The organism is Delftia tsuruhatensis (genome assembly GCF_903815225.1).
GTDB lineage: Bacteria > Pseudomonadota > Gammaproteobacteria > Burkholderiales > Burkholderiaceae_C > Comamonas > Comamonas tsuruhatensis_A.
The window spans coordinates 4,366,552-4,390,200 of record NZ_LR813084.1; the positions used below are offsets into that span (position 1 = coordinate 4,366,552).

The window sequence follows — 23,649 nt, forward strand, 5'->3', positions numbered from 1 at the left end:
TCAATTTCCCTCTCGGTTCATGCCATCGCCGGACCCGGCTGCGGCCAAACCGCTGTTGTAGTCTGTGGCGGGCGCCATGACCAGCGGACCACCCCGGCATCCATGCCGAAAAAAGAGGGGCATATGCCCCTCTTTTTTCGGCTTCCGGCTTTTACAGCGCCTGAACCAGTTCCGGCACGGCCTGGAACAGGTCGGCTTCCAGGCCATAGTCGGCCACCGAGAAGATCGGCGCCTCGGGGTCCTTGTTGATCGCCACGATCACCTTGGAGTCCTTCATGCCGGCCAGATGCTGGATGGCGCCCGAGATGCCCAGGGCGATGTACAACTGCGGCGCGACGATCTTGCCGGTCTGGCCCACCTGCAGGTCATTGGGCGCATAGCCTGCGTCCACCGCCGCGCGCGAGGCGCCGATGGCGGCGCCCAGCTTGTCGGCCAGCGGCGTGATCACTTCCTGGAACTTCTCGCTGCTGCCCAGCGCGCGTCCGCCGGAGACGATGATCTTGGCGGCCGTCAGCTCGGGGCGGTCGCTCTTGGTCACCTCGCGGCCCACGAAGCTGCTCTTGCCGCTGTCGCCCGCGGCCGCCAGCTGCTCCACCTGGGCGCTGCCGCCCGTGGCGGCCGCCGCATCGAAGCCCGTGCCGCGCACGGTGATGACCTTGACCTTGTCGCTGCTCTGCACGGTGGCAATGGCATTGCCTGCGTAGATGGGACGCTCGAAAGTGTCGGCGCTGTCCACCTTGGTGATGTCGCTGATCTGGGCCACGTCCAGCTTGGCGGCCACGCGCGGCGCAGCGTTCTTGCCGCTGGCGGTGGCGGGGAACAGGATGTGGCTGTAGTTGGACGCAATCGCCAGCACCTGCGCGGCGATGTTCTCGGCCAGGCCGTCCTTGAGGCTTGCGCCATCGGCATGGATGACCTTGGACACGCCAGCGATCTGGGCCGCAGCCTGCGCGGCGGCGCCGGCATTCTCGCCCGCCACCAGCACGTGCACGTCGCCGCCGCAGGCCAAGGCCGCAGTGACGGTGTTGAGCGTGGCGCTCTTGATGGAAGCGTTGTCGTGTTCTGCAATAACGAGGGATGTCATGTCGCTGTCTTCCTTAGATCACTTTGGCTTCGTTCTTGAGCTTGGACACCAGCGTGGCAACGTCCGGCACCTTGACGCCAGCGCCGCGCTTGGCGGGCTCGGCCACCTTGAGCGTCTTCAGGCGCGGGGCCACGTCGACGCCCAGCTCTTCAGGCTTGACCGTGTCCAGCTGCTTTTTCTTGGCCTTCATGATGTTGGGCAGCGTGACATAGCGCGGCTCGTTCAGGCGCAGGTCGGTGGTGATGACGGCCGGCAGGCTCAGGGCCAGGGTTTCCAGGCCGCCGTCGACTTCGCGCGTCACATTCACCTTGTCACCGGCCACTTCGACCTTGGAGGCGAAGGTAGCCTGGGGCAGGTCGGCCAGGGCCGCCAGCATCTGGCCGGTCTGGTTGGCGTCGTCGTCGATGGCCTGCTTGCCCAGGATGATGAGGCCGGGCTGCTCCTTGTCCACCAGGGCCTTGAGCAGCTTGGCCACGGCCAGGGGCTGCAGCTCCTCGGTGGTCTCCACCAGGATGCCGCGGTCGGCACCGATGGCCATGGCCGTGCGCAGGGTTTCCTGGCACTGGGCCACGCCGCAGGAGACGGCGATGACTTCGGTGGCCACGCCCTTTTCCTTGAGGCGCACGGCTTCCTCGACGGCGATTTCGTCGAAGGGGTTCATGCTCATCTTGACGTTGGCGATGTCCACGCCCGTGCCGTCCGACTTCACGCGGACCTTCACGTTGTAGTCCACCACGCGCTTGACCGGGACCAAAACCTTCATTGCAGCGGCTCCTGATTGATTGATAGATTGACGTTTACGTAAACCGAAATCATTGTATGCGGCGCTGCAGCAGCTGCGGCAGGAATCCCTGACGACCCAAGGCCGACTGAGCGCCCATAAAAACGAACGACCGTGCCATTTTAAGCATGCCCCATGAGGAATCCCCTAGGGAAATGGGCCGAACTCAGGGTATGCACCTAGGAATAATCCTAGCCTCTTTCCGCAGAGGCCTGAGCTACCGGGGCACCACGCTCGGTGATCTGCACGACCTGCCTGGGCACCGGCAGATGGATGCCTGCCTCGCGCAGGCCGCGCAGCACGGCCAGGTTCACATCGGAACGCACATTGCCCTGCCCGTTTTGCGGATCGTTGATGGAATAGCCCAGGCTGAACTGCAGGCCCTGCTCCACGAAGTCCACCAGGGTCACCGTGGGCGCAGGCGTCCTCAGCACGCGGGGCTGGGCGACCGCGGCGTCCAGCAGGATGCGGCGGACCTGCTCCACGTCGCTGTCCATGCCCACCACGATCGTGGTGGACAGCCCGAGCTTGACGTCGAAGCCCGTGAGGTTTTCGACGCGCTGGGTGATCAGCGTCTCGTTGGGCACGATGGATTCGCGTCCGTTGAGCGCCCGGATCACGGTGTAGCGCGTGCGGATGTCGGTGATGCGGCCCTCGAACCCGTCCACGCGCACGTTGTCGCCGATGCGCAGCGCCCGCTCGATCAGCACCAGGAAGCCGCTCACATAGTTGGAGGCGATCTTCTGCATGCCGAAGCCCAGGCCCACGCCGATGGCGCCCCCCATGACGGACAGTGCCGTCAGGTCCACGCCCACCATGGACAGGGAGACCAGCAGGCCTACCAGGATCAGCACGCTGCGCGTGATGTTCATGGCCACCTTGCGCATGGACAGATCACTGACCCATTGATTGATCACCTTCTGCTCGAACAGCGTGGACAGCCAGAGCACGGCCACCATCATCAGGCCCGCCGACAGCGTGCCCTCGATCAGGTTGAGCAGGCTCACTGGCGTCTTGCCGATGTTGAACTGCAGGGCCTCCAGCTCCTCCATGACCTGCGGCAGCAGGCCGATGCTGTGCAGCACGGCGGCGCCCCAGGCCAGCCAGGAGAAGATGCGCTCGATCAGGCGCACCACGGTGGAATGCGGGAAGGTGCGGCTGAGCACGCGCGCCACGAAGCGGATCACCGACAGCGACACCAGCAGCGACACCGCCACGCGCAGCCAGAACACGGTGGAAAAGCGCGCCAGGATTTCCTGGCTGGTGAAGACCAGCACCAGGGCCAGCAGCGGGAACAGGGCTCCATCGAGCGCATGCCGGCCTATCCATACGGAGGGCTTTCCATCGTCGAGATGGCCATAGCGCGCATGCAGGCCGCGCATCGCCCCATAGGCCAGCAGCAGGCAGGCAATGAGCAAGGAGAACTCCAGCCAGGCGCTGGAGCTTTGGAAGTCGTTGATGAGCTTGTCGAAGATATCCATGGATCAGGGCTGTTTCACCGCAAAAGGCGTCAGGACGAGATCATCGCCCAGATCCCGGGCCCGCCTGCACGGGCCTGCGCCTACAAGCGGGTCGGTCAGCGGCCCGTCTTCCAGGCTGGCTCGCGCTTTTCGGCAAAGGCCCGGGCGCCCTCCTGGGCGTCGGCGTCCATCATGTTGGCGGCCATGGTCTGGCCGGCCAGCTGGTAGGCGGCCTCGATGCCCATCTCGCGCTGGCGATGGACCAGGGCCTTGCCCATGGCCACGGCCGCACGCGGCTTGCCGACGATGGATTGCACGAAGTGCTCGACGGCCTCGTCCAGCGCCTCCTCGGCCACCACGCGGTTGACCAGGCCCTGCTCCAGCGCCTGGCGTGCGTCGATGAAGTCGCCCGTGAGCAGCATCTCCATGGCCTGCTTGGCCGGCACGTTGCGCACCAGGGGCACGCTGGGCGTGGCGCAGAACAGGCCGTAATGAATGCCGCTGGTGGCAAAGCGGGCCTGGTCCGAGGCCACGGCCAGATCGCACTGGGCCACCAGTTGGCAACCCGCCGCCGTGGCAATGCCGTGCACGCGCGCAATCACGGGCACGGGCAGCCTGTGGATGGACAGCATCATGCGGCTGCACCGGGCGAACAGCTTCTGGTAGTAGTCCAGCTGCGGATGGGCCGCCATGTCCTTGAGGTTGTGCCCCGCGCAGAAGGCCTTGCCGGCCGCGGCGAGCACGACCACGCGCACGGACTCGTCGCCGGCCACGGCGTCCAGCGCCTGCTGCAGCGCGTCGAGCATCTGCTCGCCCAGCGCGTTGAATCGCTGCGGGTCGTCGAGCGTGAGCCGCACGACGCCGCGCGCGTCGCGCTGCACATCGAGCAGGCCATTGCCGGCTGCGGGCTGGGCATCCATGGTGTTCTCCTGAGGGTCCGGTTCAGAGGTCGGCCAGCACGCGCACATGGGCTTCCACACTGCGCGCCAGGGGGCCCATCACGTAGCCGCCTTCCAGGCAGGAAACGATGCGCCCCTTGGAAAACCGGCGCGCGATGTCCTTGATGCGTGCCGTGATCCAGGTGAAGTCCTGCTCGGTCATGCCCAGCTGGCCCATGTCGTCCTCGCGGTGGGCATCGAAGCCGGCGCTGATGAAGATCAGTTCGGGCTTGAAGGCCTCCAGGCGGGGGATCCACATCATCTCGACGATCTCGCGGATGTCCATGCCCTTGGTATAGGCCGGCACCGGCACGTTGACCATGTTGGCGGCCGGGTGCTGGTCTCCGCTGAACGGATAGAAGGGATGCTGGAAGATGCCGCACATGAGCACGCGGTCATCGCCCGACAGGATGTCTTCCGTGCCATTGCCATGGTGCACGTCGAAGTCGACCACGGCCACGCGCTTGAGATGGTGGCGGCTGAGCGCGTACTTCACGCCGACGGCCACGTTGTTGAAGAAGCAAAAGCCCATGGCCTGGTGGCGCGTGGCATGGTGGCCCGGCGGGCGCACGGCGCAGAAGGCGTTTTCCAGCTCGCCGGCCATCACCGCATCGGTGGCCGCCAGCGCGGCGCCGGCCGCGTGCAGTGCGGCCGAGAAGGTATGGCTGTTGATCGAGGTGTCGGTGTCGATCTGGGAGTACTCGGGGCCACCGGCCTGCTGCTCCTCGACCAGACGCTGGGTCAGGCCCTGCAGAGCCGCCACGTGCATGCGGTCATGGGCCAGTTCGATGTCGGCCAGCGAGGCCTGCGGCGCCTCATGCCGCTCCAGGGCATCGGCCACTCCCGTCACCAGCAGCCGGTCCTCGATGGCGTCGAGCCGGGCCGGGCATTCGGGGTGCCCCGGCCCCATCTCATGCCGCCAGCACTCCCTATGGGTGAAATAACCCGTCTTGCCCACAGTCATGTCTCCGCGATGTTTTTTTTAGGATAACGTCGCGCCATGCAAGCAACACACAAGATCAAGGCGCTTCTGGATCAGCTTAACACGGTGGTTGTGGGGAAACCGGCACAGGTGCGCGACAGCGTGGCCTGCCTGCTGGCGGGGGGACACCTGCTGCTGGAAGACGTACCGGGCGTGGGCAAGACCACGCTGGCCCACGCATTGGCGCACAGCTTCGGGCTGCAGTTCTCGCGCGTGCAGTTCACGGCCGACCTCATGCCCAGCGACCTGACGGGCGTGTCCATCTTCGAGCGCGCCAGCGAGTCCTTCGTCTTCCACCCCGGCCCGGTGTTCGCCCAGGTGCTGCTGGCCGACGAAATCAACCGTGCCAGCCCCAAGACCCAGAGCGCCCTGCTCGAGGCCATGGAAGAGCGCCAGGTGTCTGCCGAGGGCCGCACGCACCGGCTGCCCGAACCCTTCTTCGTGATCGCGACGCAGAATCCCCAGGAGCAGCTGGGTACCTTTCCGCTGCCGGAAAGCCAGCTCGACCGTTTCCTGATGCGCATCAGCCTCGGCTATCCCGACCGCGCCGCCGAGCGTGCCCTGCTGTCGGGCAACGGCCGGCGCGCACAGGCCGACGCGCTGGCGCCGCTGCTGACCACGGATGAACTCCAGCAGCTGCAGGCGGCCGTGCTGCAGGTGCACGCCAGTGACGCCCTGCTCGACTACGTCCAGGACCTGCTCGAGGCCACGCGCTCGGGCCAATGGTTCGTGCAGGGACTGTCGCCACGGGCCGGCATCGCGCTGCTGCGCGCGGCGCGGGCCGTGGCCCTGATGGAGGGGCGCGACTATGTGGCACCCGACGATGTGCAGGCCATCCTGCCTCAGACGGCCGCCCACCGCCTGGTGCCCATAGGTTCCTCGGGCCGCGGCGCCGTGGAGCAGGTGCGCGCCATGCTGGACGCCGTGGCGCTGCGCTGATGCCGGCCGCCTCTTCGGCCGGAGCCACGCCCGGCGCATCGCCACGCCCACGCTGGTCTCCCGCGCGGCGCATGCGCCAGTGGTGGCATGCCCGCCTGCCCCGCACCGACAGCCTGAAGCTGACGCAGCGCAATGTCTACATCATGCCCTCGCGCGCGGGATGGGCCCTGGCCCTGACGCTGTGCGTGCTGCTGGTGGCGTCCATCAACTTCCAGCTCAACCTCGGCTATCTGCTGACCTTTCTGCTGGCCGGCAGCGCCGCCGCGGGCATGGTCGTGGGCCATGGCAATCTGCGTGGCACGGCCCTGCACCTGATGCCCCCTGCGGGCAGCTTTGCGGGCCAGCCCTGCCGCTTCGAGGTGGTACTGCACAACGCGCGCCACAGCACCCGCTGGGGCCTGGGCCTGGCCATCCATGGCGATGACGGGGCCACCGAATGGAACTGGATCGATGTCCCGGCCCAGGGCAGCACCACGGTGCAACTGGCCTTCACACCGCAGCGGCGCGGCCTGCAGTCCCTGCCCACGGTCACGGCCGCCACCCGCTATCCGCTGGGTACGTTCCGGGTCTGGGCCCTGTGGCGTCCGCAAACCCAGGTCTGGATCTATCCCGCGCCGGAAATCAATCCGCCGCCCCTGCCTCCTGCCAGCGCCGATGCGGGTGGCCGCAGCGCGGCCGCCACACGTCATGGCGATGAGTTCGACGGCGTGCGCGCCTACCGGCGCGGCGATCCGCTGAAGCTGGTGGTCTGGAAGAAGGCCGCCCAGGCCTTCGCTGCCGGCAGCAGCCAGCTCGTGAGCCGCGACCGACCGCTGGCCCAGCAGCACCGGCTGTGGCTGGACAGCAGGGCCACCGGCCTGGCCGACCCCGAGGCACGGCTGAGCCGGCTCGTCGCCTGGGTGCTGGCGGCCAGCCAACAGGACCTGACCTGGGGGCTGCGCCTGCCAGATGGCCGGGAGATCGCGCCCGACCGAGGGGCTGCCCACGCCACGCTCTGCCTGGAAGCCCTTGCGGTCTGCCCATGAAGACAATGCCCAACGCCTACGCCGCCGCCACGCCGCTGGCGCCCGCCACCTGGCGCCAGCGCCTGGCGGCCCTGCCCCGCGATGCGCGCGACACCTTGTTCCTGCTGGCCGTGGTTGCCTGGGTGCTGCTGCCCCAGGCAGGGCACACGCCCTGGTGGACCATGCTGTTCACGGGCTGCCTGCTGCTGTGGCGTGCCCTGCTGGCCTGGCGCGGCCAGCCATTGCCCGGCCGCTGGCTGCTGGGCGGCCTGCTGCTGCTGGCCGTGGCAGCGACCTGGACCTCGCACGGCACCTTCGTGGGACGCGATGCGGGCGTCACCCTGATCGTGCTGCTGCTGGCGCTCAAGACACTGGAGCTGCGGGCCCGGCGCGATGCCATGGTGGTGTTCTTCCTGGGCTTTTTCGCACTGCTCGCCAATTTCTTCTACTCGCAGTCCCTTTTGCTGGCCCTGGCCATGGTGCTCGGGCTGCTGGGCCTGCTCACCGCCCTGGTCAACGCCCACATGACGGCGGGCCGGCCGCCGCTGATCCAGGCACTGCGCACGGCCGCCCTGCTCACGCTGTGGGGCACGCCGGTGATGGTGGCCCTGTTCCTGTTCTTTCCACGCATGGCTCCGCTATGGGGTGTGCCGGGCAATGACCTGGCCGGCCGCAGCGGCCTGTCGGAGAACATGCGCGTGGGCTCCATGGCCTCGCTGGTGCTGGACGACAATATCGCCCTGCGCCTGCGCTTCGATACGCCTGATGGCTCAGTGCCGCCCGCCAGCACCTTGTACTTTCGCGGGCCGGTCCTGTCACACTTCGATGGACGGGAGTGGGAGATGGACACCGAAGCCGTGCTGGAGGACGCGCAGCTGCGCGTGTCGGGCGAGCCCGTGCGCTACCAGATGACCATCGAGCCCAGCCGACGCACCTGGCTGACCATGCTCGACGCCACTGCGCAGCCCCCCGAGCTGCCCCAGGGCATGGGCAGTGCCCGCATGACACCCCAGCTGCAGTGGCTGACCTGGCGCCCCATCACCGATGTGGTGCGCATCAATGCCCAGAGCCATACCCGGTTCAGCCATGGCCCGCTCAAGCCCACGCGCGCGCTGCGCCGCTACCTGCAATTGCCGCCGGACAGCAACCCGCGCACGCTGGAGATGGCCCGGCAGATGCGCGCCGACCCGCAACTGGCCGATGCACCGCCCCGCGCCTGGGTACAGGCCGCCCTGGAGCGCCTGCGCAGCGGCGGCTACACCTATACGCTGGAGCCCGGCGTGGTGGACAGCATGCACACGGCCGATGACTTCTGGTTCGACAGCAAGGAGGGCTTTTGCGAGCACATCGCCTCGGCCTTCGCCGTGCTCATGCGCGGCATGGGCGTGCCTGCGCGCATCGTGACCGGCTACCAGGGAGGCGAGCGCAACCCCGTCGATGGCTACTGGACCGTGCGCAATGCCGATGCCCATGCCTGGACCGAGGTCTGGCTGGAAGATGAGGGCTGGGTGCGCATCGACCCCACGGGGGCCGTGGCTCCCGCGCGCGTGGGCGAGTTCCAGCGCCTGCGGGCCCCTCAGGGCGCCATCGCGGGCGCCATGGGCAATCTGGTGAGCGTGGGCATGCTCCAGCAGATGCGCGCGGTCTGGGAGGCCGTCAACAACAGCTGGAACCAGTGGGTGCTCAACTACACGCAAAGCCGCCAGCTGGACCTGCTGAGGAACCTGGGCGTGCAAACGCCCTCCTGGGTGGACCTGCTGCGCTTGCTGGGCGCACTGGCCGGCGTGGCCGCGCTGGGGTGGCTGGGCTGGATGGCACGTGCCCAGCGCAGCAGCCGTGACGAGTGGCTGCGCCTGATGGACGGCACGCGCGCACGGCTGCGGCGTGCCGGCCTCGGCGCAGACGCCAGCATCCCCCCCCGCGCCCTCGCGGCTCAGGTGCTGGCGCGCTGGAAAGGCAGCGATGCCCCTGCGGCGCAAGCCCTGCATGACTGGCTGGTGGCCATGGAGCGCCAGCGCTACGCGCCCGCCAAGGAGACCCCCGGCCTGCCCGCCCTGCGCCGCCAGTGGCGGGCACTGCGATGGCCACGCACGCCGCAGCCGCAGCCACAAGCTGCGGCCAGGGCAACCACGACAGGCACTTCATGACCAAGCAAAGACTGATCCCCAGCGCCATGCTGCTGCTGGCCGCTGCCGCCCTGCCTTGCGCAGCGCTGGCCGGCAAACCGGCACATGCCCCCACCCACGCGGCCAGGCAGGCGCCCAAGCCTTCGGCCAAGTCCACCGCCCCCAAGCGTGCGGCCGCCGCAACTGCCGCGGCCGCGACGGCCACGGGCGGCTCCGCCGCAGCCAGGGCCGTGCAGGGCAGCACGCCCTATGGCGAGCGGCCCGAGGCCATGCAGATGGCCGCCGACATCGCCACACGCCATGACCTGCCGCTGGACTGGGTGCGTTCGACCATGGCCCAGGCGCGCTTCCTGCCCCAGGTGCCGCGCCTGATGACGCCGGCCACCCAGGGCACGGCCAAGAACTGGACGGTGTACCGCAGCCGCTTCGTCGAACCCATCCGCATACGCGCCGGCGTGCGCTTCTGGCAAGCCAATTCCGCGGCGCTGGCACGCGCAGAAAAGGAATACGGTGTGCCTGCCGAGATCATCGTCGGCATCATCGGCGTGGAGACCATCTACGGTCAGCAGATGGGCAACTTCCGCGTCATCGACGCACTGGCCACGCTGTCCTTCGACTTTCCCGCGGCCCACCCCCGCGCCGCCGCACGCACAGAGTACTTCCGTGGGGAGCTGGAGCAGTTCCTGCGTTTCACGCACCGCGCGGGCACGGACCCGTTCTCGCTGCGCGGCAGCTACGCCGGCGCCATGGGCATGGGCCAGTTCATGCCCAGCAGCTGGGTGAAGTGGGCCGTGGACTTCGATGGCGACGACCACATCGACCTGTTCGGCAGCGCGGCCGACGCCATCGGCTCGGTGGCCAACTACTTTGTCGCGCATGGCTGGAAGAGCGGCATGCCGACCCACTACCCCGTGATCATGCAGGCCCGGGGCGCGGACCTCGCGGCACTGCTGGCCCCCGACATCCTGCCGCAATTCACGGCCTCCGAGATGGACGCGCGCGGCGTGCAGCTGCCAGGCAGCGGCGCGGCCCACCAGGGACCGCTGGCCCTGGTCAAGCTCGACAACGGCGCCGAGGGCCAGCCGCTGTACATCGCGGGCACCGAGAACTTCTACGTCATCACGCGCTACAACTGGTCGAGCTACTACGCGCTGTCCGTGATCGAGCTGGGGCAGGAAATCGCTGCGGCCATGGGCCGCTGAGAAAGCGGCCCGCAGCGGCATCCGCCTCCCGTGGCGCCGGACCGCTGCGCGGGCGAACCAGATAGCGGCATGGCATCGCTTTTCAAGACCTCGCGGCGCAATTTATTCCTGCCCTGTTCCCTCTTGAAATGCGGTCAACGCCGCTTAACTACGCTCCATGCGGCGACAACTTGGATGAAGCCGCGCAATCCATAGGAGCCACACCATGATCTTCTCGCCTGTTCTCCGCCGCAACGCCTTCGCTCCCCAAGCCGCCGATCTGGCCCTGCAGCGCTTTTTGCAAGGCACCCTGAGCAACGCCGTCCCCTTCCCCTCGTCGGTGCAGGTGCAGCGCGATGAGAAGGCCACGACGCTGCAGCTGGATGTGCCCGGCCTGTCGCGCGAGCAGCTTCAACTGAACATCGAAGGCGCCGTGGTCCGCCTGTCCAGCATCGAGGGCGCTCCCCGCCAGGTGCAGCGCGCCTGGGAACTGGACCATGAGATCGACACCGGCGCCAGCAGCGCCAAGCTGGAAAACGGCGTGCTCACACTGTCCCTGGCCCGCCTGGAGCCGCAGAGCAAGGCCACCACGCTGAGCATCCAGTAAACGGGTTGTGCACCCGGGCTGCCCACCATCCTTTCTTCCCTCCTCTTACCCAAGGTGGGAGCCCGTTTCCATAGCCCGGCACATGCCGGGCCTTTTTTGTGCCGCACAGCGCGGCGATGGCAGAGACGGCCGAAAAATCAGGCCAGCGAGTCCAGAGGCCAGCGCGGCCTGACGTCGAAGGCATAGTGCCGGCTGGCCGCCTCGCGCCCCGCCTGCAATCGCATGGCGGCAGCCATGGCGATCATGGCGCCGTTGTCGGTGCACAGGTGCAGCTCGGGATAGTGCACGCGCAGCCCGCGCCTGGCACAGTCCGCATCCAGTTGCGAGCGCAGCAGCCGGTTGGCACCCACGCCGCCGGCCACGACCACGCGCTTCATGCCCGTCTGCTCCAGCGCCGCCAGCGTCTTCTTGACCAAGACCTCGACGATGGCCGCCTGGGTGCTCGCAGCCAGGTCGGCCTTGCGCGCCTCCAACTCGTCACCCAACTTCCTGGCCTGGGTCAGCACGGCCGTCTTCAGGCCCGCGAACGAGAAATCCAGATCGCCCGAGTGCAACAGCGGCCGAGGCAGCTTGAAGGCCTGGGCATTCCCGCCCTCGGCCAGGCGCGAGAGCACAGGACCACCCGGATAGGGCAATCCCATGAGCTTGGCCGACTTGTCGAAAGCCTCGCCTGCCGCGTCATCGATGGTCTCTCCGAGGATGGCGTACCGGCCCACGCCGTCCACGCGCATCAGTTGCGTATGGCCGCCAGAGACCAGCAGGGCCACGAAGGGAAATTCGGGCGGATCGGCACTCAGGAAGGGGGAAAGCAGGTGGCCTTCCAGGTGGTGCACGCCCAGCACCGGCTTGTCCAGTGCCGCGGCCATGGCACAGGCCACGCCCGCGCCCACCAGCAGGGCGCCCGCCAGACCGGGCCCGCGCGTGAAGGCAATCACATCGACCTGGTCGAGCGAGCGCCCCGCCTCGGCCAGCACGGCTTCGGTCAGCGGCAGCACACGCCGGATATGGTCGCGGCTGGCCAGCTCGGGCACGACACCGCCATAGGCACGGTGCATGTCGATCTGGCTGTGCAACGCATGCGACAGCAACCTGGGCACACGCCCATCGCCGGGCGCGCCCACCAGGGCCACGCCGGTTTCATCGCAGGAGGATTCGATTCCCAGGATCAGCAAACTCATGGGACCCGAGTGTAGAACCTGCGGACCTCGCCAGAAACGGGCGCCGACAATGGCCCCGCCGCGGGAGTGCTACAGGTTGTCGATGTAGGAGGAGCGTGAAAACTGCACGGGCTCGAAGCCGTCGGCAGTCCAGATCTCGCTGGCGATCAACGCCTGCGCATCCATGGGGCGCGCGAAGTAAAAGCCCTGAAGTTCATCGCAGCCCAGCACCTCCAGCACGTCGCGTTGCTGCTGGGTGGCCACGCCTTCGGCAACGACGCGCAGTCCCAGCGCATGGGCCAGGCGCACGATGGCATCGACCACCGCCCGTGCGTCGCTCTTGAGGGCCACGTCCCGCACGAAGCTTCGATCGATCTTGACCTCGTCGGCGCACAGCTGGCGCAGCAGGGCCAGGCTGGAGTAGCCGGTGCCGAAATCGTCGATGGAGATCTGCACCCCCATACCCGTCAACTCGCCAATCACCGCCATCGTGGTCTTGTCATCCTCCATGGCCACCGACTCCGTGATCTCGAAGACCAGTTGCTCCGGCCGGATGCCATGTTTGTCGATGGCGCCCCGGATGTACTGCGCCAGGCGCGAGTGGAAGATCTGGAAGCCGGAGATGTTGATGGAAACCCGCATGTAGCGCCGCTGCAGGGCCCACTGCGCCGTCTGCCTGCAGGCTTCGTCGATGACCCAGTCGCCGATCTCGCCGATCAGGCCGAAGCGCTCGGCCAGCGGGATGAATACCCGGGGGCTGATCAGGCCGAACCGGGGATGGTTCCAGCGGGCCAGCGCCTCCACCCCGCGTATGCGGCCCGTGCGGGTATCTATCTTGGGCTGGTAGTGCAGCACCAGTTCCCCGTTGGCCACGGCACGGCGCAGGGCCTGCTGCAGGTCGAACTGCGCGGCAATGCCCTGGCGCATGCTCTCCTCGAAAATGGCATAGGTGTTTCCGCCGGCACGCTTGGCGGTGTACATGGCTGCGTCGGCCGCAGCCATGAGCTTGTCCTTGTGGCCATGGTCGGGATAGAGCGCCAGGCCGATGGAACTGCTGATGGAGACCGTCTTGCCCGGCAGGTCGAAGGGCTGACCTATGGCCATCTGTACGCGGCTGGCCATGGCCACGGCATCGTCCACCGACGCCAGGCTGCCCAGCAGCAGCACGAATTCATCACCGCCCACGCGCGCCAGCGTGTCCGCCTTGCGGGTCATGCGGCTCAGGCGCACCGCCACCTGGCACAGCAGGGCATCGCCAGCCGCATGGCCCTCCACGTCATTGATGGGCTTGAATCCGTCCAGATCGATGAACAGCAGCCCCACGCGCGCTGGCACACCCTCCGGACGACCAGCGACCGAACTGTCCGCCTGCGCGATGGCCCGATGGAGCCGGTACTCCAGCAACGCACGGTTGGCGATGCCGGTCAGGGGATCCCTGAAGGCGATACGCTTGAGCTTTACATTGGCGCGCAGCAGCTTCTCATTGGTCTTTTGCAGGGACTGCGTCAGCCGCTGGGCCTTGTTGCGCATGCGCAGGTACAGCACGGATGACACCAGGAAGACGATCAGCACCGGCACGGGGCCGAACCGGCCCAGGCCCTCCCAGTAGCTGCTCCAGAAGCCTTCGTCGCCAACCGGCATGGACTCGGCCGGGAGGTCCGCCGCAGCCGCCGCCAGGGGACGTGCCAGGAGCCAGGCCCACACAGCCACCACCGCGAGCAGCCGCCCCAACGCGCCACCCCCCATATGCTGCGCCCCCCGTGGACCGTTCGTGCCGCGGTACTCCAGTCTCATGTGATTCACCCATGTGCGGCGCCTCGCTCGCGAACGCCTTGTATTGAATGACCGCCCCCCGCCAGCCCGTACGGCACTTGGTGGCGCACTGCGCCTGCATTTCCCGTGGGACCGAGCGCGTGGAATTTGCCGCTCTTGCGAATATATATATCGAAAATCTTCCGTATTAAAAAAATTCTATCAAGCAACGCCCTGCAGCACACGGCGGTCAACTGGATGGCATGGGAATTGCAATAGGCAGACGCCCCCTTTTCGACCTGCCCATGAAATCCGCACTCCGCTTCCTCGTGGCCGCCCGCCAGTGCGAGATCGGCGAGCTCGAGCAGCTCCAGCGCACCAGTGCGCTGGTGGACCAGCTCAGCCGCCTCATCCATGCGCTGCAAAAGGAGCGCGGCCTGTCCAACGTCTACCTGGCCAGCGCGGGCATGCGCGGCGGCCCGGCCCGGCTGGCCCAGATGGCCGAATGCGACCGCGTCGCCGCCATCGCGCGCGAAGGCTTCGACCGGTTGGACCTGCAGTCCGGCGCTCCCGCGCATCCCGGACATGGCGCTCGGCTGTTCAGCCGGATTGCCCAGGTGCTGCAGTGCCTGGATGCCCTGCCCGTCCTGCGCGAACGCATCTCCAGCCGGGACATGGCGGCCGAAGCGGCCACGGCAGCCTTCATCGACCTGGTGGCCGGCCTGCTGGCCGTGGTCTTCGAGGCCGCCGACAGCGCACCGGAGCCCGGGATTTCGCGCCTGCTGGTCGCCCTGTTCAACGTCATGCAGGGCAAGGAATTCGCCGGCCAGGAACGCGCCACGGGCGTGGCCGCCTTTGCCTGCGGCAGTTGCGATGCGCCGCGCCAGCAGCACTGGCTGCACCTGATCGCATCGCAGGAACGGTGTTTCCAGGTCTTCGCGGAGTTCGCCCCACCCCGATCCCTGGCGCTGTGGCAGGAAAGCAGTGGGGCCGACGCCACGCTGGCCGTGATCGAACGCCTGCGCCGCGTGGGCTGCACGGCAAGCCCCGGAACGCCTCTGTCCACGCAGATGGCAGAGCCCTGGTTCGACAGCTGCTCGCTGCGCATGGATGCGCTGCATGCCGTGGAAGCCCGGCTCACGGCCGAGCTGCAGCAGCAATGCGAGCACCGCATCGCCGATGCGCGCGCAGCGCTGCAGACGCTGGTCCGGACCCCGTGTGTTCCGGGCACCCCGCCTCTTGCACTGGGCGATCTGCCGGCACCGGCCACACGGCTGGGGCCCCAGCTGGACCGCTCGGTGATGGATCTCGTGCGCGACCAGTCACAACGGCTGCAAGCCATGCAGGCGGAGCTGGAGACCGTGCGCGCGGCGCTCTCGGAACGCAAACTGCTGGAGCGCGCCAAGGGCCTGTTGATGCAAAGGCGCCAGCTCAGCGAGAGCGAGGCCCACAAGCTGCTGCGCCAGACCGCCATGAACCAGAACCGCCGCCTGGCCGAGGTGGCGCAGGCCGTGCTCTCCATGGCCGAACTGCTTGCACCCACCCCCTGAACCGGTGGGCCACGCGCCATGTTGCAGCGCCGCACCGACTTGGTGCGGCGGCGCGCACCAGAACCTCACCCATGGCGCCTGTCGCCGCCGACCACCCAGGCAGCCCCCTCGGGACTGCCCTGGCATGCTTTCTGCAATGATCCCTTCAAACCCGGCCAAAGACGGTCGGGCACAGGTCTTGATCCAAGGCCCCAGGACAACGGCGTCACTCCTGCTGCCCAGCGCGGCCGGAGAGGACGCCGTTTTTGCTGGGACGGCCGGTTTGCAAGTGTTCCATCCCGACGATCGAAGGAGTTCCGCCATGGCGCCATCGCCCAAGTCCCCCACAGGCCCTCTCTCCGGCACCCAGCCCCTGCCCCGGCGCGGCTTTCTGCGCCAGGCCGGAGCCCTGGCAGGCGCCGCCGCGCTGTATGGCAACCTGGGCCATCACGGCGCCTGGGCCGCCGGCTCGGATGCGCCTGAAAAGAAGGAGGTGCGCATAGGCTTCATTCCGCTGACCGACTGTGCCAGCGTGGTCATGGCCTCGGTGCTGGGGTTGGACCAGAAATACGGCGTCAAGATCATTCCGACCAAGGAAGCCAGCTGGGCCAGCGTGCGCGACAAGCTGGTCAACGGCGAGCTGGATTTCGCCCATGTGCTCTATGGCCTGGTCTATGGCGTGCAACTGGGTGTGGGCGGCACGAAAAAGGACATGGCAGTGCTGATGACGCTCAACCACAACGGCCAGGCCATCACGCTGTCAAGGAAGCTGGCCGACAAGGGTGCGGTCAACGGCGCGGGCCTGGCCCGGCTCATTGCCGGCGACAAGCGCGAATACACCTTCGCCCAGACTTTCCCCACGGGCACGCATGCCATGTGGCTGTATTACTGGCTGGCGGCCAACGGCATCCATCCGCTCAGGGACGTCAAGGTCATCACCGTTCCCCCGCCGCAGATGGTGGCCAACATGCGCGTGGGCAACATGGACGGCTTTTGCGTGGGCGAGCCCTGGAACCACCGCGCCATCATGGACGGCATCGGCGTGACGGCCACCACCACCCAGGCCATCTGGAAAGACCACCCCGAGAAGGTGCTGGGCACCACGGCCGAATTCGCGCGCCAGTACCCGAACACCGCGCGCGCCGTCACGGCAGCCATCATCGAGGCGGGCCGCTGGATCGATGAAAGCCTGGCCAACAAGAGCCGCATGGCCGACACCATCGCCGGCAAGGCCTATGTGAACACCAGCGTGGACGCCATCAACCAGCGCATCCTGGGCCGCTACCAGGACGGCATGGGCAGGACCTGGGACGACCCCGACCACATGAAGTTCCACGGCGACGGCAGCGTGGGCTATCCCTATCTGTCCGACGGCATGTGGTTCCTGACCCAGCACAAGCGCTGGGGCCTGCTCAAGGAGCACCCCGACTACCTGGGCGTGGCCCGGTCCGTGAACCGGCTGGACATCTACCAGCAGGCCGCCACCGCAGCCAAGGCACCGCTGCCCAAGGGGGAGATGCGCAGCAGCAAGCTCATGGACGGCACGGTCTGGGACGGCAAGGAGCCGCGCAAGTATGCCGACGGCTTCGCCATCAAGGCCTGAGCGTTTCACTTTGAAGACCCACCCCACCGAGGAACACACCATGGTCAGCGCCGTCTTCCACTTCCCGGCCGAATCCGCTGCTGCAGCGCCTGCGACAGCCCTGGCGCCGGCAGCCGTACACGCACCCGCCACACCCTCCAAGCCCGCGGTTCGGACCACCCCCAAGCCCTCCGCCCCCACGCGCGACTGGGCCGCGTTCTCGCGCACCTTCTGGCTGGCCCTGCTGCCGCCGCTGTGCGGCCTGGGCCTGCTCACGGGCCTGTGGTCCCTGGTGGCCGCGGGGCCCGGCCAGAGCATTCCCGGCCCGCTGGAGACCTGGCAGCAGGCCGTCGAGGTGTTCAGCGACCCGTTCTACCGCAACGGACCCAACGACCAGGGCGTCGGCTGGAATGTGCTGGCCTCGCTGCAGCGCGTGGCCATGGGCTTCGGCCTGGCGGCCCTGGTGGGCATACCGGCCGGTTTCGTGATCGGGCGCTTCAGCTTCCTGTCACGCATGTTCAATCCGCTGATCAGCCTGCTTCGCCCCGTCTCGCCCCTGGCCTGGCTGCCCATCGGCCTGCTGGTCTTCAAGGGCGCCAACCCGGCGGCCATCTGGACCATCTTCATCTGCTCGATCTGGCCCATGCTCATCAACACCGCCGTGGGCGTGCAGCGCGTGCCCCAGGACTACATGAACGTGGCACGCGTGCTCAACCTCAGCGAATGGAAGATCGCCACCACCATCCTGTTCCCGGCCGTGCTGCCCTACATGCTCACAGGCGTGCGCCTGGCCGTGGGAACGGCCTGGCTGGTCATCGTCGCGGCCGAGATGCTCACGGGCGGCGTGGGCATCGGCTTCTGGGTCTGGGACGAGTGGAACAACCTGAATGTGAAGAACATCATCATCGCGATCTTCGTGATCGGCATCGTCGGCCTGCTGCTGGAGCTGGCCCTGGTCAAGCTGGCAACGGCATTCACGTTCGAAGAGGTGAAGGCATGAACGCATCCTCCAGATTCATCGAGATCCAGGGCGTGGAGCAGAGCTTCAAGACCGCCAAGGGCCTGTTTCCGGCACTGCGCAACATCGACCTGAACATCACCAGGGGCGAATTCGTCTCTCTGATCGGCCACTCCGGCTGCGGCAAGTCGACCCTGCTGAACCTGATCGCGGGCCTGACCACGCCCACCTCGGGCGTGCTGCTGTGCGCCAACAAGGAGATCAAGGGCCCGGGGCCCGAGCGTGCCGTGGTCTTCCAGAACCATTCGCTGCTGCCCTGGCTGACCTGCGAGGGCAACATCCTTCTGGCCGTCGAACGCGTCCATGGCCGCAGCGAAGGCCGCGCCCAGCTCAAGGCCCGCACCATGGCAGCGCTGGAAATGGTGGGCCTGGCCCATGCCGCGCACAAGCGGCCCGGGGAAATCTCGGGCGGCATGAAGCAGCGCGTGGGCATCGCGCGCGCACTGTCCATGGAGCCGCAGGTGCTGTTGATGGACGAACCCTTCGGCGCGCTGGACGCGCTCACGCGCGCCAGGCTGCAGGATGAGCTGCTCGAGATCGTGGCACGCACGCGCAGCACCGTGGTCATGGTCACCCACGACGTGGACGAGGCCGTGCTGCTGTCCGACAGGATCGTGATGATGACCAACGGCCCGGCCGCGACCATCGGCGAGGTGCTGGACGTGGGCATCGCCCGCCCGCGCAACCGCGTGGCACTGGCCGAGGACGAGCGCTACCTGCTGTGCCGCAAGGCGGTGATCGACTTCCTCTACACACGCCAGGGACATGTGGAGAAAGCGGCCTGAGGCCGCCTTGCCGCACGGCCCCGGGGCCGGCTCAGTGCCGGCCCGAGATGTAGTGTTCCAGCTGCTCGATGATGAACTTCTGCTCGGAGATGATGTCCTTGACCAGGTCCCCGATGGAGATCAGGCCCAGGAGGCTTCCGGCCTCATCCACCACGGGCAAGTGGCGCAGCCGGTTCTCGGTCATCACCGCCATGCATTCCTGCGTGGTCTGGGCGGGTCCCACGAACAGCACATCGCGCGTCATCACGTCGCGCACCAGGGTGGCGCCCGAGGTACGCCCCAGCAGGGCGATCTTGCGCGCATAGTCGCGCTCGGTGACGATGCCGGCAATGTGCTCACCCTCCATCACCAGCAGGGCGCCGATGCCCTTGTCGGCCATGAGCCGCAGTGCATCGAGCACGGAATCGGTGGGTGCGATGCTGTACACCGCATTGCTGGGCTTGGACTTGAGAATCTCTGCAACTGCTGTCATGGGGGCCTTTCAGTCGTTCGCCAATCCGGTTCTAGTGTCATCCGAACCACGCCCAAAAAGCAACAGGGCCAGCGCGTGTCGCACACGCACCGGCCCTGTCCGCCCCAGAGACCGCGGTGGGTCAGCGGCGGCCGCCCAAGAGGCTTCCGCCGATCTTCAGCAGATCGCCCAGACCCACCTGGCCATCGCCATCCTGGTCGAGCAGGCTGCCCAGCAGCCCTCCGCCCAGGCCGCCCTGCTGCTGCGCATGGGCCTGCTCGCGGCCCAGCGCCTGGCCAAGGCCGCCAGCATCCAGGCCTCCCGCTTTCACGCGCTGTGCGAGAAAGGACATGACGATGGGCGCCAGCAGTTGCAGCAGCTGGGCCGCACCGCTGCTGCCCAGGCCCGTGGCCTGGCCCAGTCCGTCCTGCGCGCGCTGCTGGTTGCCGCCCAGGATGTGGCCGAGGATGGCCGCTCCATCGAGGCTGCCGCCACCGCCCGCAGCTCCCGCGCCCCCGCCCAGCAGCGAGCCCAGCAGGCCCCCGAGGTCCAGGCCCGCGCCACCGCCCATGGCACCATGGTCGCGCTGCAGCGCACCGAAGAGGTTGGCCGCACCTTGCGGCTCGGCCGCGTTACGGCCCAGCGAGGCCAGCAGGACGGGAAGGGCCGCGCCCACGGCGCTTTCGGTCTGCGCGGGGCTGGCGCCGATCTGGTTCGCCATCTGCTGCATGGGCGCGCCCTGCAGTTGGGCCATCAGTTCGGCGGCCAGGGAAGAGCTGGAATTCATGGTCGTTCCTTCATCCGGTCGCCCGGACAACACAAAGCGACATGGTATGCGCAAGCGGGCGCACCGTGCATGGCAGCGCCCGGCCCAAGTGTCAACGATGTTTTCCAGTGGCGCACGGGCACCGCCCTGTCCTGACTGTGCTCAGGCCGCCGTCAACGCGCGCGGGGGCTGCGCACGCGGCTGGCGGGCCTGCGCCTTCATGGCACGGCGCAGGGCCACGGCATCGCCCGCACCCGCCGCAGTCCGGGCTGCGGTATCGAGACGGAAGACCTGCACGGTCTCCGCCACGGTCTGCGCCTGGGCCTGCAAGGCCATGGCCGAGGCGGCGTTCTGCTCGACCAGGGCTGCATTCTGCTGCGTGATGTTGTCCAGGTGCGCCACGGCCGCATTGACCTGCGAGATCCCGCTGAGCTGCTCGCTGGAGGCGCTGTGGATCTCGCTGATCAGCAGGCTCACGCGGCGCACCAGGTCCAGGGACTCGGACATGGTCCTTTGCGCGACCTCGGTCTTCTGGTTGCCGTCCAGCACCTTGGCCGCGGAGTCGTCGATGAGCTCGCGGATCTCCTTGGCCGCGGCCAGCGTGCGCTGCGAGAGGCTGCGCACCTCGGCGGCCACGACGGCGAAGCCCCGGCCCTGGTCGCCCGCGCGCGCCGCCTCGACGGCCGCGTTGAGCGCGAGGATGTTGGTCTGGAAGGCTATGGAGTCGATGAGCTGCGTGATCTCCCCGATGCGCCCGGACGCGGACTGGATCTGCTTCATGGTCGCGGCCACGCCGTCGACGGCGCCGCTGCTGCGTTCGGCCACCTCGCTGGCCTGGGTCGCGAGGTCCGTGGCCTGGCGCGCCGAGTCGGCCGTGTGCTTGACGGTGCCGGTGATCTGCTCCATCGAGGCCGCCGTCTGCTGCAGGTTGCCGGCCTGGGTCTCGGTGCGCGCGGAAAGATCTTGGTTGCCCTGGGCGATCTCCCGGCTGGATACCTGCATCTTGTCGCTCTCCTCGCGCGCATCCCGCACGATGGACAGCAGGTTCACGTTGAGCTGGCTCAGCGCCTTCTCCAGATCGCCGACCACATCCTTGCGCGTGATGCGCAGCGTCTGCGTCAGATCCCCCGCCGCGAGCCGGTTGGCCTGGCGCACCATCTGCGCCAGCGGCGCCACGGTCAGGCGGTAGGCCCAGCCCACGGCCAGCACCGTGAACGCACAGGCGGCCAGCCAGGCCAGGCCCGACCACAGGTGCAGCGTATGACCGCCCGCCATGGCCGCGCCGAAGGCCGCCGCCAGCACCAGGGAAAAGACGAGGGCCAGCTTGCCCGCCAGCCCCAGGTTCAGCGCATCGGTCACGCGGCCTCGCAGATTCTTGCGCACCAGGTGGCCGGCACGCAGCACATGGACCAGGCGCCCCGCCTCCTTTTCGGCACGCATGGTGGCGTACAGGTGCTCGGCCGCATCGATCTGCTCACGCGTGGCCTCGGTGCGCACCGACATGTAGCCCGAGGGTTGCTCGCCTTCCATCAGTGGCGTCACATTGGCCATGACCCAGTAGTAGTCGCCGTTCTTGCGCCGGTTCTTCACGGGTGCGGACCACGGCAGGCCGGCGGCGATGGTCTCCCACATGTCCCGGAAAGCCTCCTCGGGCATGTCGGGATGGCGGATCATGTTGTGGGGCTGGCCCAGCAGTTCCTCCCGTTCGTAGCCGCTGACCTCGATGAACATCGGGTTGCAGTACAGGATGCGGCCCTTGAGGTCCGTGGTGGACACAAGGGTCTGGCCCTTGGGGAACGCGTATTCGCGCGTGTTGACTGGCAGATTCACTCTCATAGGCAGGCTCCCCTGAAGAAGAAAAATCTTTCACGTCATGGGCAGGCCCGGCAAAGCCGACGTCCCGCAGGCACTGGTTGTAGTCCCAATCCGTCACATTTGAAACAAATAAGCACAAAAGCTCCATTCGATTCAGCCATCTGATATGGCTGTGTCGATAGCGTGCGCACCACTTTGCAGCGACGGCGCACCCCCATGGCTCCGCCAAAGTGGCCGCAACGGCCTTGCCGCCGTCTCACGAGGCGGCCTCGCACTGGCACGCCGCTTGCTAACTCCTGCGCATGGCCATTCGTGGCCGCAGGGCAAGGTGCAATGGCGTGCCGCAGCCCAGGACGAAGGCGTCACCCAGCGCGCAGGCAGCCGCCGCGCAGCGTGGGGACGCCTTTCTTTTTTTCCGGACCGCAGCGGAGGCACGATGAAGAAATCGAGGCTGGTGATGGTGGGCAACGGCATGGCCGGGGTGCGCATGCTGGAGGAGTTGCTCGCGATCGCGCCCGATCTCCACGAGATCACGGTATTCGGCGCCGAGCCCTACCCCAACTACAACCGCATCATGCTGTCCCCTGTGCTCGCGGGCGAGCAGCAGCTCGACGCGATCATCCTCAATGACTGGTCCTGGTATGAGCGACACGGCATCACGCTGCACGCGGGCTGCCGCGTCCATGCCGTGGACCGCGCGCGCCGCATGGTCCACGCGATGGACGCCACGGGAAGGCCCGTGAGCGCCGCCTACGACCGGCTGATCCTCGCCACGGGTTCACGCCCTGTCATGCTGCCCGTGCCAGGGTGCGAGCTGCAAGGCGTGCTCGGCTACCGAGACATCGCCGACACCCGGGCCATGATCGCAGCGGCGGCCAGCCACCGCCATGCCGTGGTCATCGGCGGTGGTCTGCTGGGACTGGAAGCGGCCAACGGCCTCATGAAACGCGGCATGGAAGTCACCGTCGTCCACGCAGGCGCGCGGCTGCTGGACCGCCAGCTTGACGAGACGGCCGCGGCCCTGCTGCAAGTCTCGCTGGCCGAGCGCGGCATGCGCTTTCTGATGCAGGCCCAGACCAGGGCGCTGACGGGCGATGGCCGGGGGCGAGTGGCCTGCGTGCACCTGCACGATGGCCGCGAGGCGCCGGCCTCGCTGGTGGTCATGGCCGTGGGCATCCGCCCCGAGACCGCGCTGGCCGAGCAGATGCACCTGCACGTGGAGCGCGGCATCGTGGTCAGCGACACCCTCCAGACCGTCACCGACCCGCGCATCCATGCCGTGGGCGAGTGCGCCGCCCACCGGGGCGTGGCCTACGGGCTGGTGGCACCGCTGTTCGAGCAGGCCAAGGTGCTGGCCAACCATCTGGCCGAGATCGGCATCGGCAGCTACCCGGGCTCGCAGACCTCGGCGAGGCTCAAGGTCACCGGCATCGACCTGTTCAGCGCGGGCGACTTCCGCGGGGGCGGGGACACGCAGGAGCTCGTGCTCAGCGATCCCGGCGCGGGCGTGTACCGCAAGCTGGTGCTGCGCGGCGACCGGCTGGTGGGCGCCTGCCTCTATGGCGACACCGACGGCGGCAGCTGGTACTTGCGCCTGCTGCGCGAGGGTGCCTCGGTGCAGGACATCCGCGACCAGCTCATGTTCGGAGAGGGCCAGGCCGACGCCGGGTGACGGTGCCGTGCTCCGCGCCA

Annotated in this window: 19 protein-coding genes and 1 pseudogene; 10 read left to right on the plus strand and 10 right to left on the minus strand. The window is 67.8% G+C overall.

Annotated elements, in window-relative coordinates:
• Positions 1-151: 151 nt before the first annotated feature.
• The 5 genes from L1Z78_RS19905 to L1Z78_RS19925 all read right to left on the minus strand — a co-directional run bounded on the left by L1Z78_RS19905 (position 152) and on the right by L1Z78_RS19925 (position 5,227).
• Positions 152-1,084 carry an electron transfer flavoprotein subunit alpha/FixB family protein gene (locus L1Z78_RS19905; protein WP_234638079.1) on the minus strand — a complete coding sequence of 311 codons (933 nt, stop codon included), beginning with the start codon at positions 1,082-1,084 and terminating at the stop codon, positions 152-154.
• 13 nt (positions 1,085-1,097) lie between these two features.
• Complete coding sequence (locus L1Z78_RS19910) at positions 1,098-1,847, minus strand: electron transfer flavoprotein subunit beta/FixA family protein (protein WP_012204310.1); 750 nt, start codon at positions 1,845-1,847, stop codon at positions 1,098-1,100.
• 209 nt (positions 1,848-2,056) lie between these two features.
• The gene (locus L1Z78_RS19915; protein WP_234638080.1) at positions 2,057-3,346 is read right to left on the minus strand and encodes a mechanosensitive ion channel family protein; all 1,290 of its coding nucleotides are present in this window, start codon (positions 3,344-3,346) and stop codon (positions 2,057-2,059) included.
• Positions 3,347-3,441: 95 nt separating this feature from the next.
• Entirely contained in the window at positions 3,442-4,245 is an 804-nt protein-coding gene (locus L1Z78_RS19920; RefSeq protein WP_234638081.1) for an enoyl-CoA hydratase, read from the minus strand.
• A 22-nt stretch (positions 4,246-4,267) separates the two neighbouring features.
• Positions 4,268-5,227: a histone deacetylase family protein gene (locus L1Z78_RS19925; RefSeq protein ID WP_234638082.1), complete on the minus strand. Its 960-nt coding sequence runs from the start codon at positions 5,225-5,227 to the stop codon at positions 4,268-4,270.
• Between the two features lie 36 nt (positions 5,228-5,263).
• Between L1Z78_RS19925 and L1Z78_RS19930 the strand changes: the two genes are divergently transcribed.
• The 5 genes from L1Z78_RS19930 to L1Z78_RS19950 all read left to right on the plus strand — a co-directional run bounded on the left by L1Z78_RS19930 (position 5,264) and on the right by L1Z78_RS19950 (position 11,102).
• Positions 5,264-6,184, plus strand: coding sequence for an AAA family ATPase (locus tag L1Z78_RS19930; RefSeq protein WP_234638083.1), 921 nt, complete (start codon positions 5,264-5,266; stop codon positions 6,182-6,184).
• A complete protein-coding gene (locus L1Z78_RS19935; RefSeq protein WP_234638084.1) occupies positions 6,184-7,209 on the plus strand; it encodes a DUF58 domain-containing protein in 1,026 nt (341 codons plus the stop codon). The genes L1Z78_RS19930 and L1Z78_RS19935 overlap by 1 nt, the downstream gene beginning before the upstream one ends.
• Before the next feature lie 5 nt (positions 7,210-7,214).
• A complete protein-coding gene (locus L1Z78_RS19940) occupies positions 7,215-9,335 on the plus strand; it encodes a transglutaminaseTgpA domain-containing protein (protein WP_418921713.1) in 2,121 nt (706 codons plus the stop codon).
• The gene (mltB, locus tag L1Z78_RS19945; RefSeq protein WP_234638085.1) at positions 9,332-10,516 is read left to right on the plus strand and encodes a lytic murein transglycosylase B; all 1,185 of its coding nucleotides are present in this window, start codon (positions 9,332-9,334) and stop codon (positions 10,514-10,516) included. Before L1Z78_RS19940 ends, mltB begins: the two co-directional genes overlap by 4 nt.
• A gap of 205 nt (positions 10,517-10,721) precedes the next feature.
• Positions 10,722-11,102 carry an Hsp20/alpha crystallin family protein gene (locus L1Z78_RS19950; protein WP_234638086.1) on the plus strand — a complete coding sequence of 127 codons (381 nt, stop codon included), beginning with the start codon at positions 10,722-10,724 and terminating at the stop codon, positions 11,100-11,102.
• A 137-nt stretch (positions 11,103-11,239) separates the two neighbouring features.
• Here the strand turns inward: L1Z78_RS19950 and tsaD are convergent, their stop codons facing one another.
• Complete coding sequence (gene tsaD, locus L1Z78_RS19955; protein ID WP_234638087.1) at positions 11,240-12,280, minus strand: tRNA (adenosine(37)-N6)-threonylcarbamoyltransferase complex transferase subunit TsaD; 1,041 nt, start codon at positions 12,278-12,280, stop codon at positions 11,240-11,242.
• A 69-nt stretch (positions 12,281-12,349) separates the two neighbouring features.
• Positions 12,350-13,963, minus strand: coding sequence for a putative bifunctional diguanylate cyclase/phosphodiesterase (locus tag L1Z78_RS19960; RefSeq protein ID WP_234638088.1), 1,614 nt, complete (start codon positions 13,961-13,963; stop codon positions 12,350-12,352).
• Positions 13,964-14,316: 353 nt separating this feature from the next.
• Between L1Z78_RS19960 and L1Z78_RS19965 the strand changes: the two genes are divergently transcribed.
• The 4 genes from L1Z78_RS19965 to L1Z78_RS19980 all read left to right on the plus strand — a co-directional run bounded on the left by L1Z78_RS19965 (position 14,317) and on the right by L1Z78_RS19980 (position 18,925).
• Positions 14,317-15,561 carry a nitrate regulatory protein gene (locus tag L1Z78_RS19965; RefSeq protein ID WP_234638089.1) on the plus strand — a complete coding sequence of 415 codons (1,245 nt, stop codon included), beginning with the start codon at positions 14,317-14,319 and terminating at the stop codon, positions 15,559-15,561.
• A gap of 301 nt (positions 15,562-15,862) precedes the next feature.
• Positions 15,863-17,143, plus strand: a complete 1,281-nt coding sequence (locus L1Z78_RS19970; protein ID WP_234638090.1) for a CmpA/NrtA family ABC transporter substrate-binding protein — start codon at positions 15,863-15,865, stop codon at positions 17,141-17,143.
• A gap of 40 nt (positions 17,144-17,183) precedes the next feature.
• Positions 17,184-18,122, plus strand: a complete 939-nt coding sequence (ntrB, locus tag L1Z78_RS19975; RefSeq protein WP_234642224.1) for a nitrate ABC transporter permease — start codon at positions 17,184-17,186, stop codon at positions 18,120-18,122.
• On the plus strand, positions 18,119-18,925 hold the full coding sequence (locus L1Z78_RS19980; protein WP_234638091.1) for an ABC transporter ATP-binding protein: 807 nt from the start codon (positions 18,119-18,121) through the stop codon (positions 18,923-18,925). Before ntrB ends, L1Z78_RS19980 begins: the two co-directional genes overlap by 4 nt.
• A gap of 31 nt (positions 18,926-18,956) precedes the next feature.
• On the opposite strand, the gene L1Z78_RS19985 is transcribed toward L1Z78_RS19980, so the two are convergent.
• The 3 genes from L1Z78_RS19985 to L1Z78_RS19995 all read right to left on the minus strand — a co-directional run bounded on the left by L1Z78_RS19985 (position 18,957) and on the right by L1Z78_RS19995 (position 21,978).
• Positions 18,957-19,397: a CBS domain-containing protein gene (locus tag L1Z78_RS19985; RefSeq protein WP_234638092.1), complete on the minus strand. Its 441-nt coding sequence runs from the start codon at positions 19,395-19,397 to the stop codon at positions 18,957-18,959.
• A gap of 121 nt (positions 19,398-19,518) precedes the next feature.
• Positions 19,519-20,163, minus strand: coding sequence for a DUF937 domain-containing protein (locus tag L1Z78_RS19990; protein WP_234638093.1), 645 nt, complete (start codon positions 20,161-20,163; stop codon positions 19,519-19,521).
• A gap of 141 nt (positions 20,164-20,304) precedes the next feature.
• Positions 20,305-21,978 (minus strand): PAS domain-containing methyl-accepting chemotaxis protein, encoded by a 1,674-nt coding sequence (locus L1Z78_RS19995; protein ID WP_234638094.1) that lies wholly within the window; start codon positions 21,976-21,978, stop codon positions 20,305-20,307.
• Positions 21,979-22,393: 415 nt separating this feature from the next.
• Here L1Z78_RS19995 and L1Z78_RS20000 point away from each other — a divergent pair.
• Positions 22,394-23,626, plus strand: a pseudogene (locus tag L1Z78_RS20000) (NAD(P)/FAD-dependent oxidoreductase); the annotation flags it as partial.
• Between the last annotated feature and the right edge of the window lie 23 nt (positions 23,627-23,649).

What these genes read in the sequence shown, in the direction of transcription:
- L1Z78_RS19940 (WP_418921713.1), top strand. Translation starts at nt 7,215, where the DNA reads ATGCCCAACGCCTACGCCGCCGCCACGCCGCTGGCGCCCGCCACCTGG.
- L1Z78_RS19995 (WP_234638094.1), bottom strand. Translation starts at nt 21,978, where the DNA reads ATGAGAGTGAATCTGCCAGTCAACACGCGCGAATACGCGTTCCCCAAG.
- L1Z78_RS19965 (WP_234638089.1), top strand. Translation starts at nt 14,317, where the DNA reads ATGAAATCCGCACTCCGCTTCCTCGTGGCCGCCCGCCAGTGCGAGATC.
- L1Z78_RS19935 (WP_234638084.1), top strand. Translation starts at nt 6,184, where the DNA reads ATGCCGGCCGCCTCTTCGGCCGGAGCCACGCCCGGCGCATCGCCACGC.
- L1Z78_RS19990 (WP_234638093.1), bottom strand. Translation starts at nt 20,163, where the DNA reads ATGAATTCCAGCTCTTCCCTGGCCGCCGAACTGATGGCCCAACTGCAG.
- L1Z78_RS19950 (WP_234638086.1), top strand. Translation starts at nt 10,722, where the DNA reads ATGATCTTCTCGCCTGTTCTCCGCCGCAACGCCTTCGCTCCCCAAGCC.
- L1Z78_RS19910 (WP_012204310.1), bottom strand. Translation starts at nt 1,847, where the DNA reads ATGAAGGTTTTGGTCCCGGTCAAGCGCGTGGTGGACTACAACGTGAAG.
- L1Z78_RS19925 (WP_234638082.1), bottom strand. Translation starts at nt 5,227, where the DNA reads ATGACTGTGGGCAAGACGGGTTATTTCACCCATAGGGAGTGCTGGCGG.
- L1Z78_RS19905 (WP_234638079.1), bottom strand. Translation starts at nt 1,084, where the DNA reads ATGACATCCCTCGTTATTGCAGAACACGACAACGCTTCCATCAAGAGC.
- L1Z78_RS19915 (WP_234638080.1), bottom strand. Translation starts at nt 3,346, where the DNA reads ATGGATATCTTCGACAAGCTCATCAACGACTTCCAAAGCTCCAGCGCC.
- L1Z78_RS19970 (WP_234638090.1), top strand. Translation starts at nt 15,863, where the DNA reads ATGGCGCCATCGCCCAAGTCCCCCACAGGCCCTCTCTCCGGCACCCAG.
- tsaD (WP_234638087.1), bottom strand. Translation starts at nt 12,280, where the DNA reads ATGAGTTTGCTGATCCTGGGAATCGAATCCTCCTGCGATGAAACCGGC.
- mltB (WP_234638085.1), top strand. Translation starts at nt 9,332, where the DNA reads ATGACCAAGCAAAGACTGATCCCCAGCGCCATGCTGCTGCTGGCCGCT.
- ntrB (WP_234642224.1), top strand. Translation starts at nt 17,184, where the DNA reads ATGGTCAGCGCCGTCTTCCACTTCCCGGCCGAATCCGCTGCTGCAGCG.
- L1Z78_RS19985 (WP_234638092.1), bottom strand. Translation starts at nt 19,397, where the DNA reads ATGACAGCAGTTGCAGAGATTCTCAAGTCCAAGCCCAGCAATGCGGTG.
- L1Z78_RS19920 (WP_234638081.1), bottom strand. Translation starts at nt 4,245, where the DNA reads ATGGATGCCCAGCCCGCAGCCGGCAATGGCCTGCTCGATGTGCAGCGC.
- L1Z78_RS19980 (WP_234638091.1), top strand. Translation starts at nt 18,119, where the DNA reads ATGAACGCATCCTCCAGATTCATCGAGATCCAGGGCGTGGAGCAGAGC.
- L1Z78_RS19930 (WP_234638083.1), top strand. Translation starts at nt 5,264, where the DNA reads ATGCAAGCAACACACAAGATCAAGGCGCTTCTGGATCAGCTTAACACG.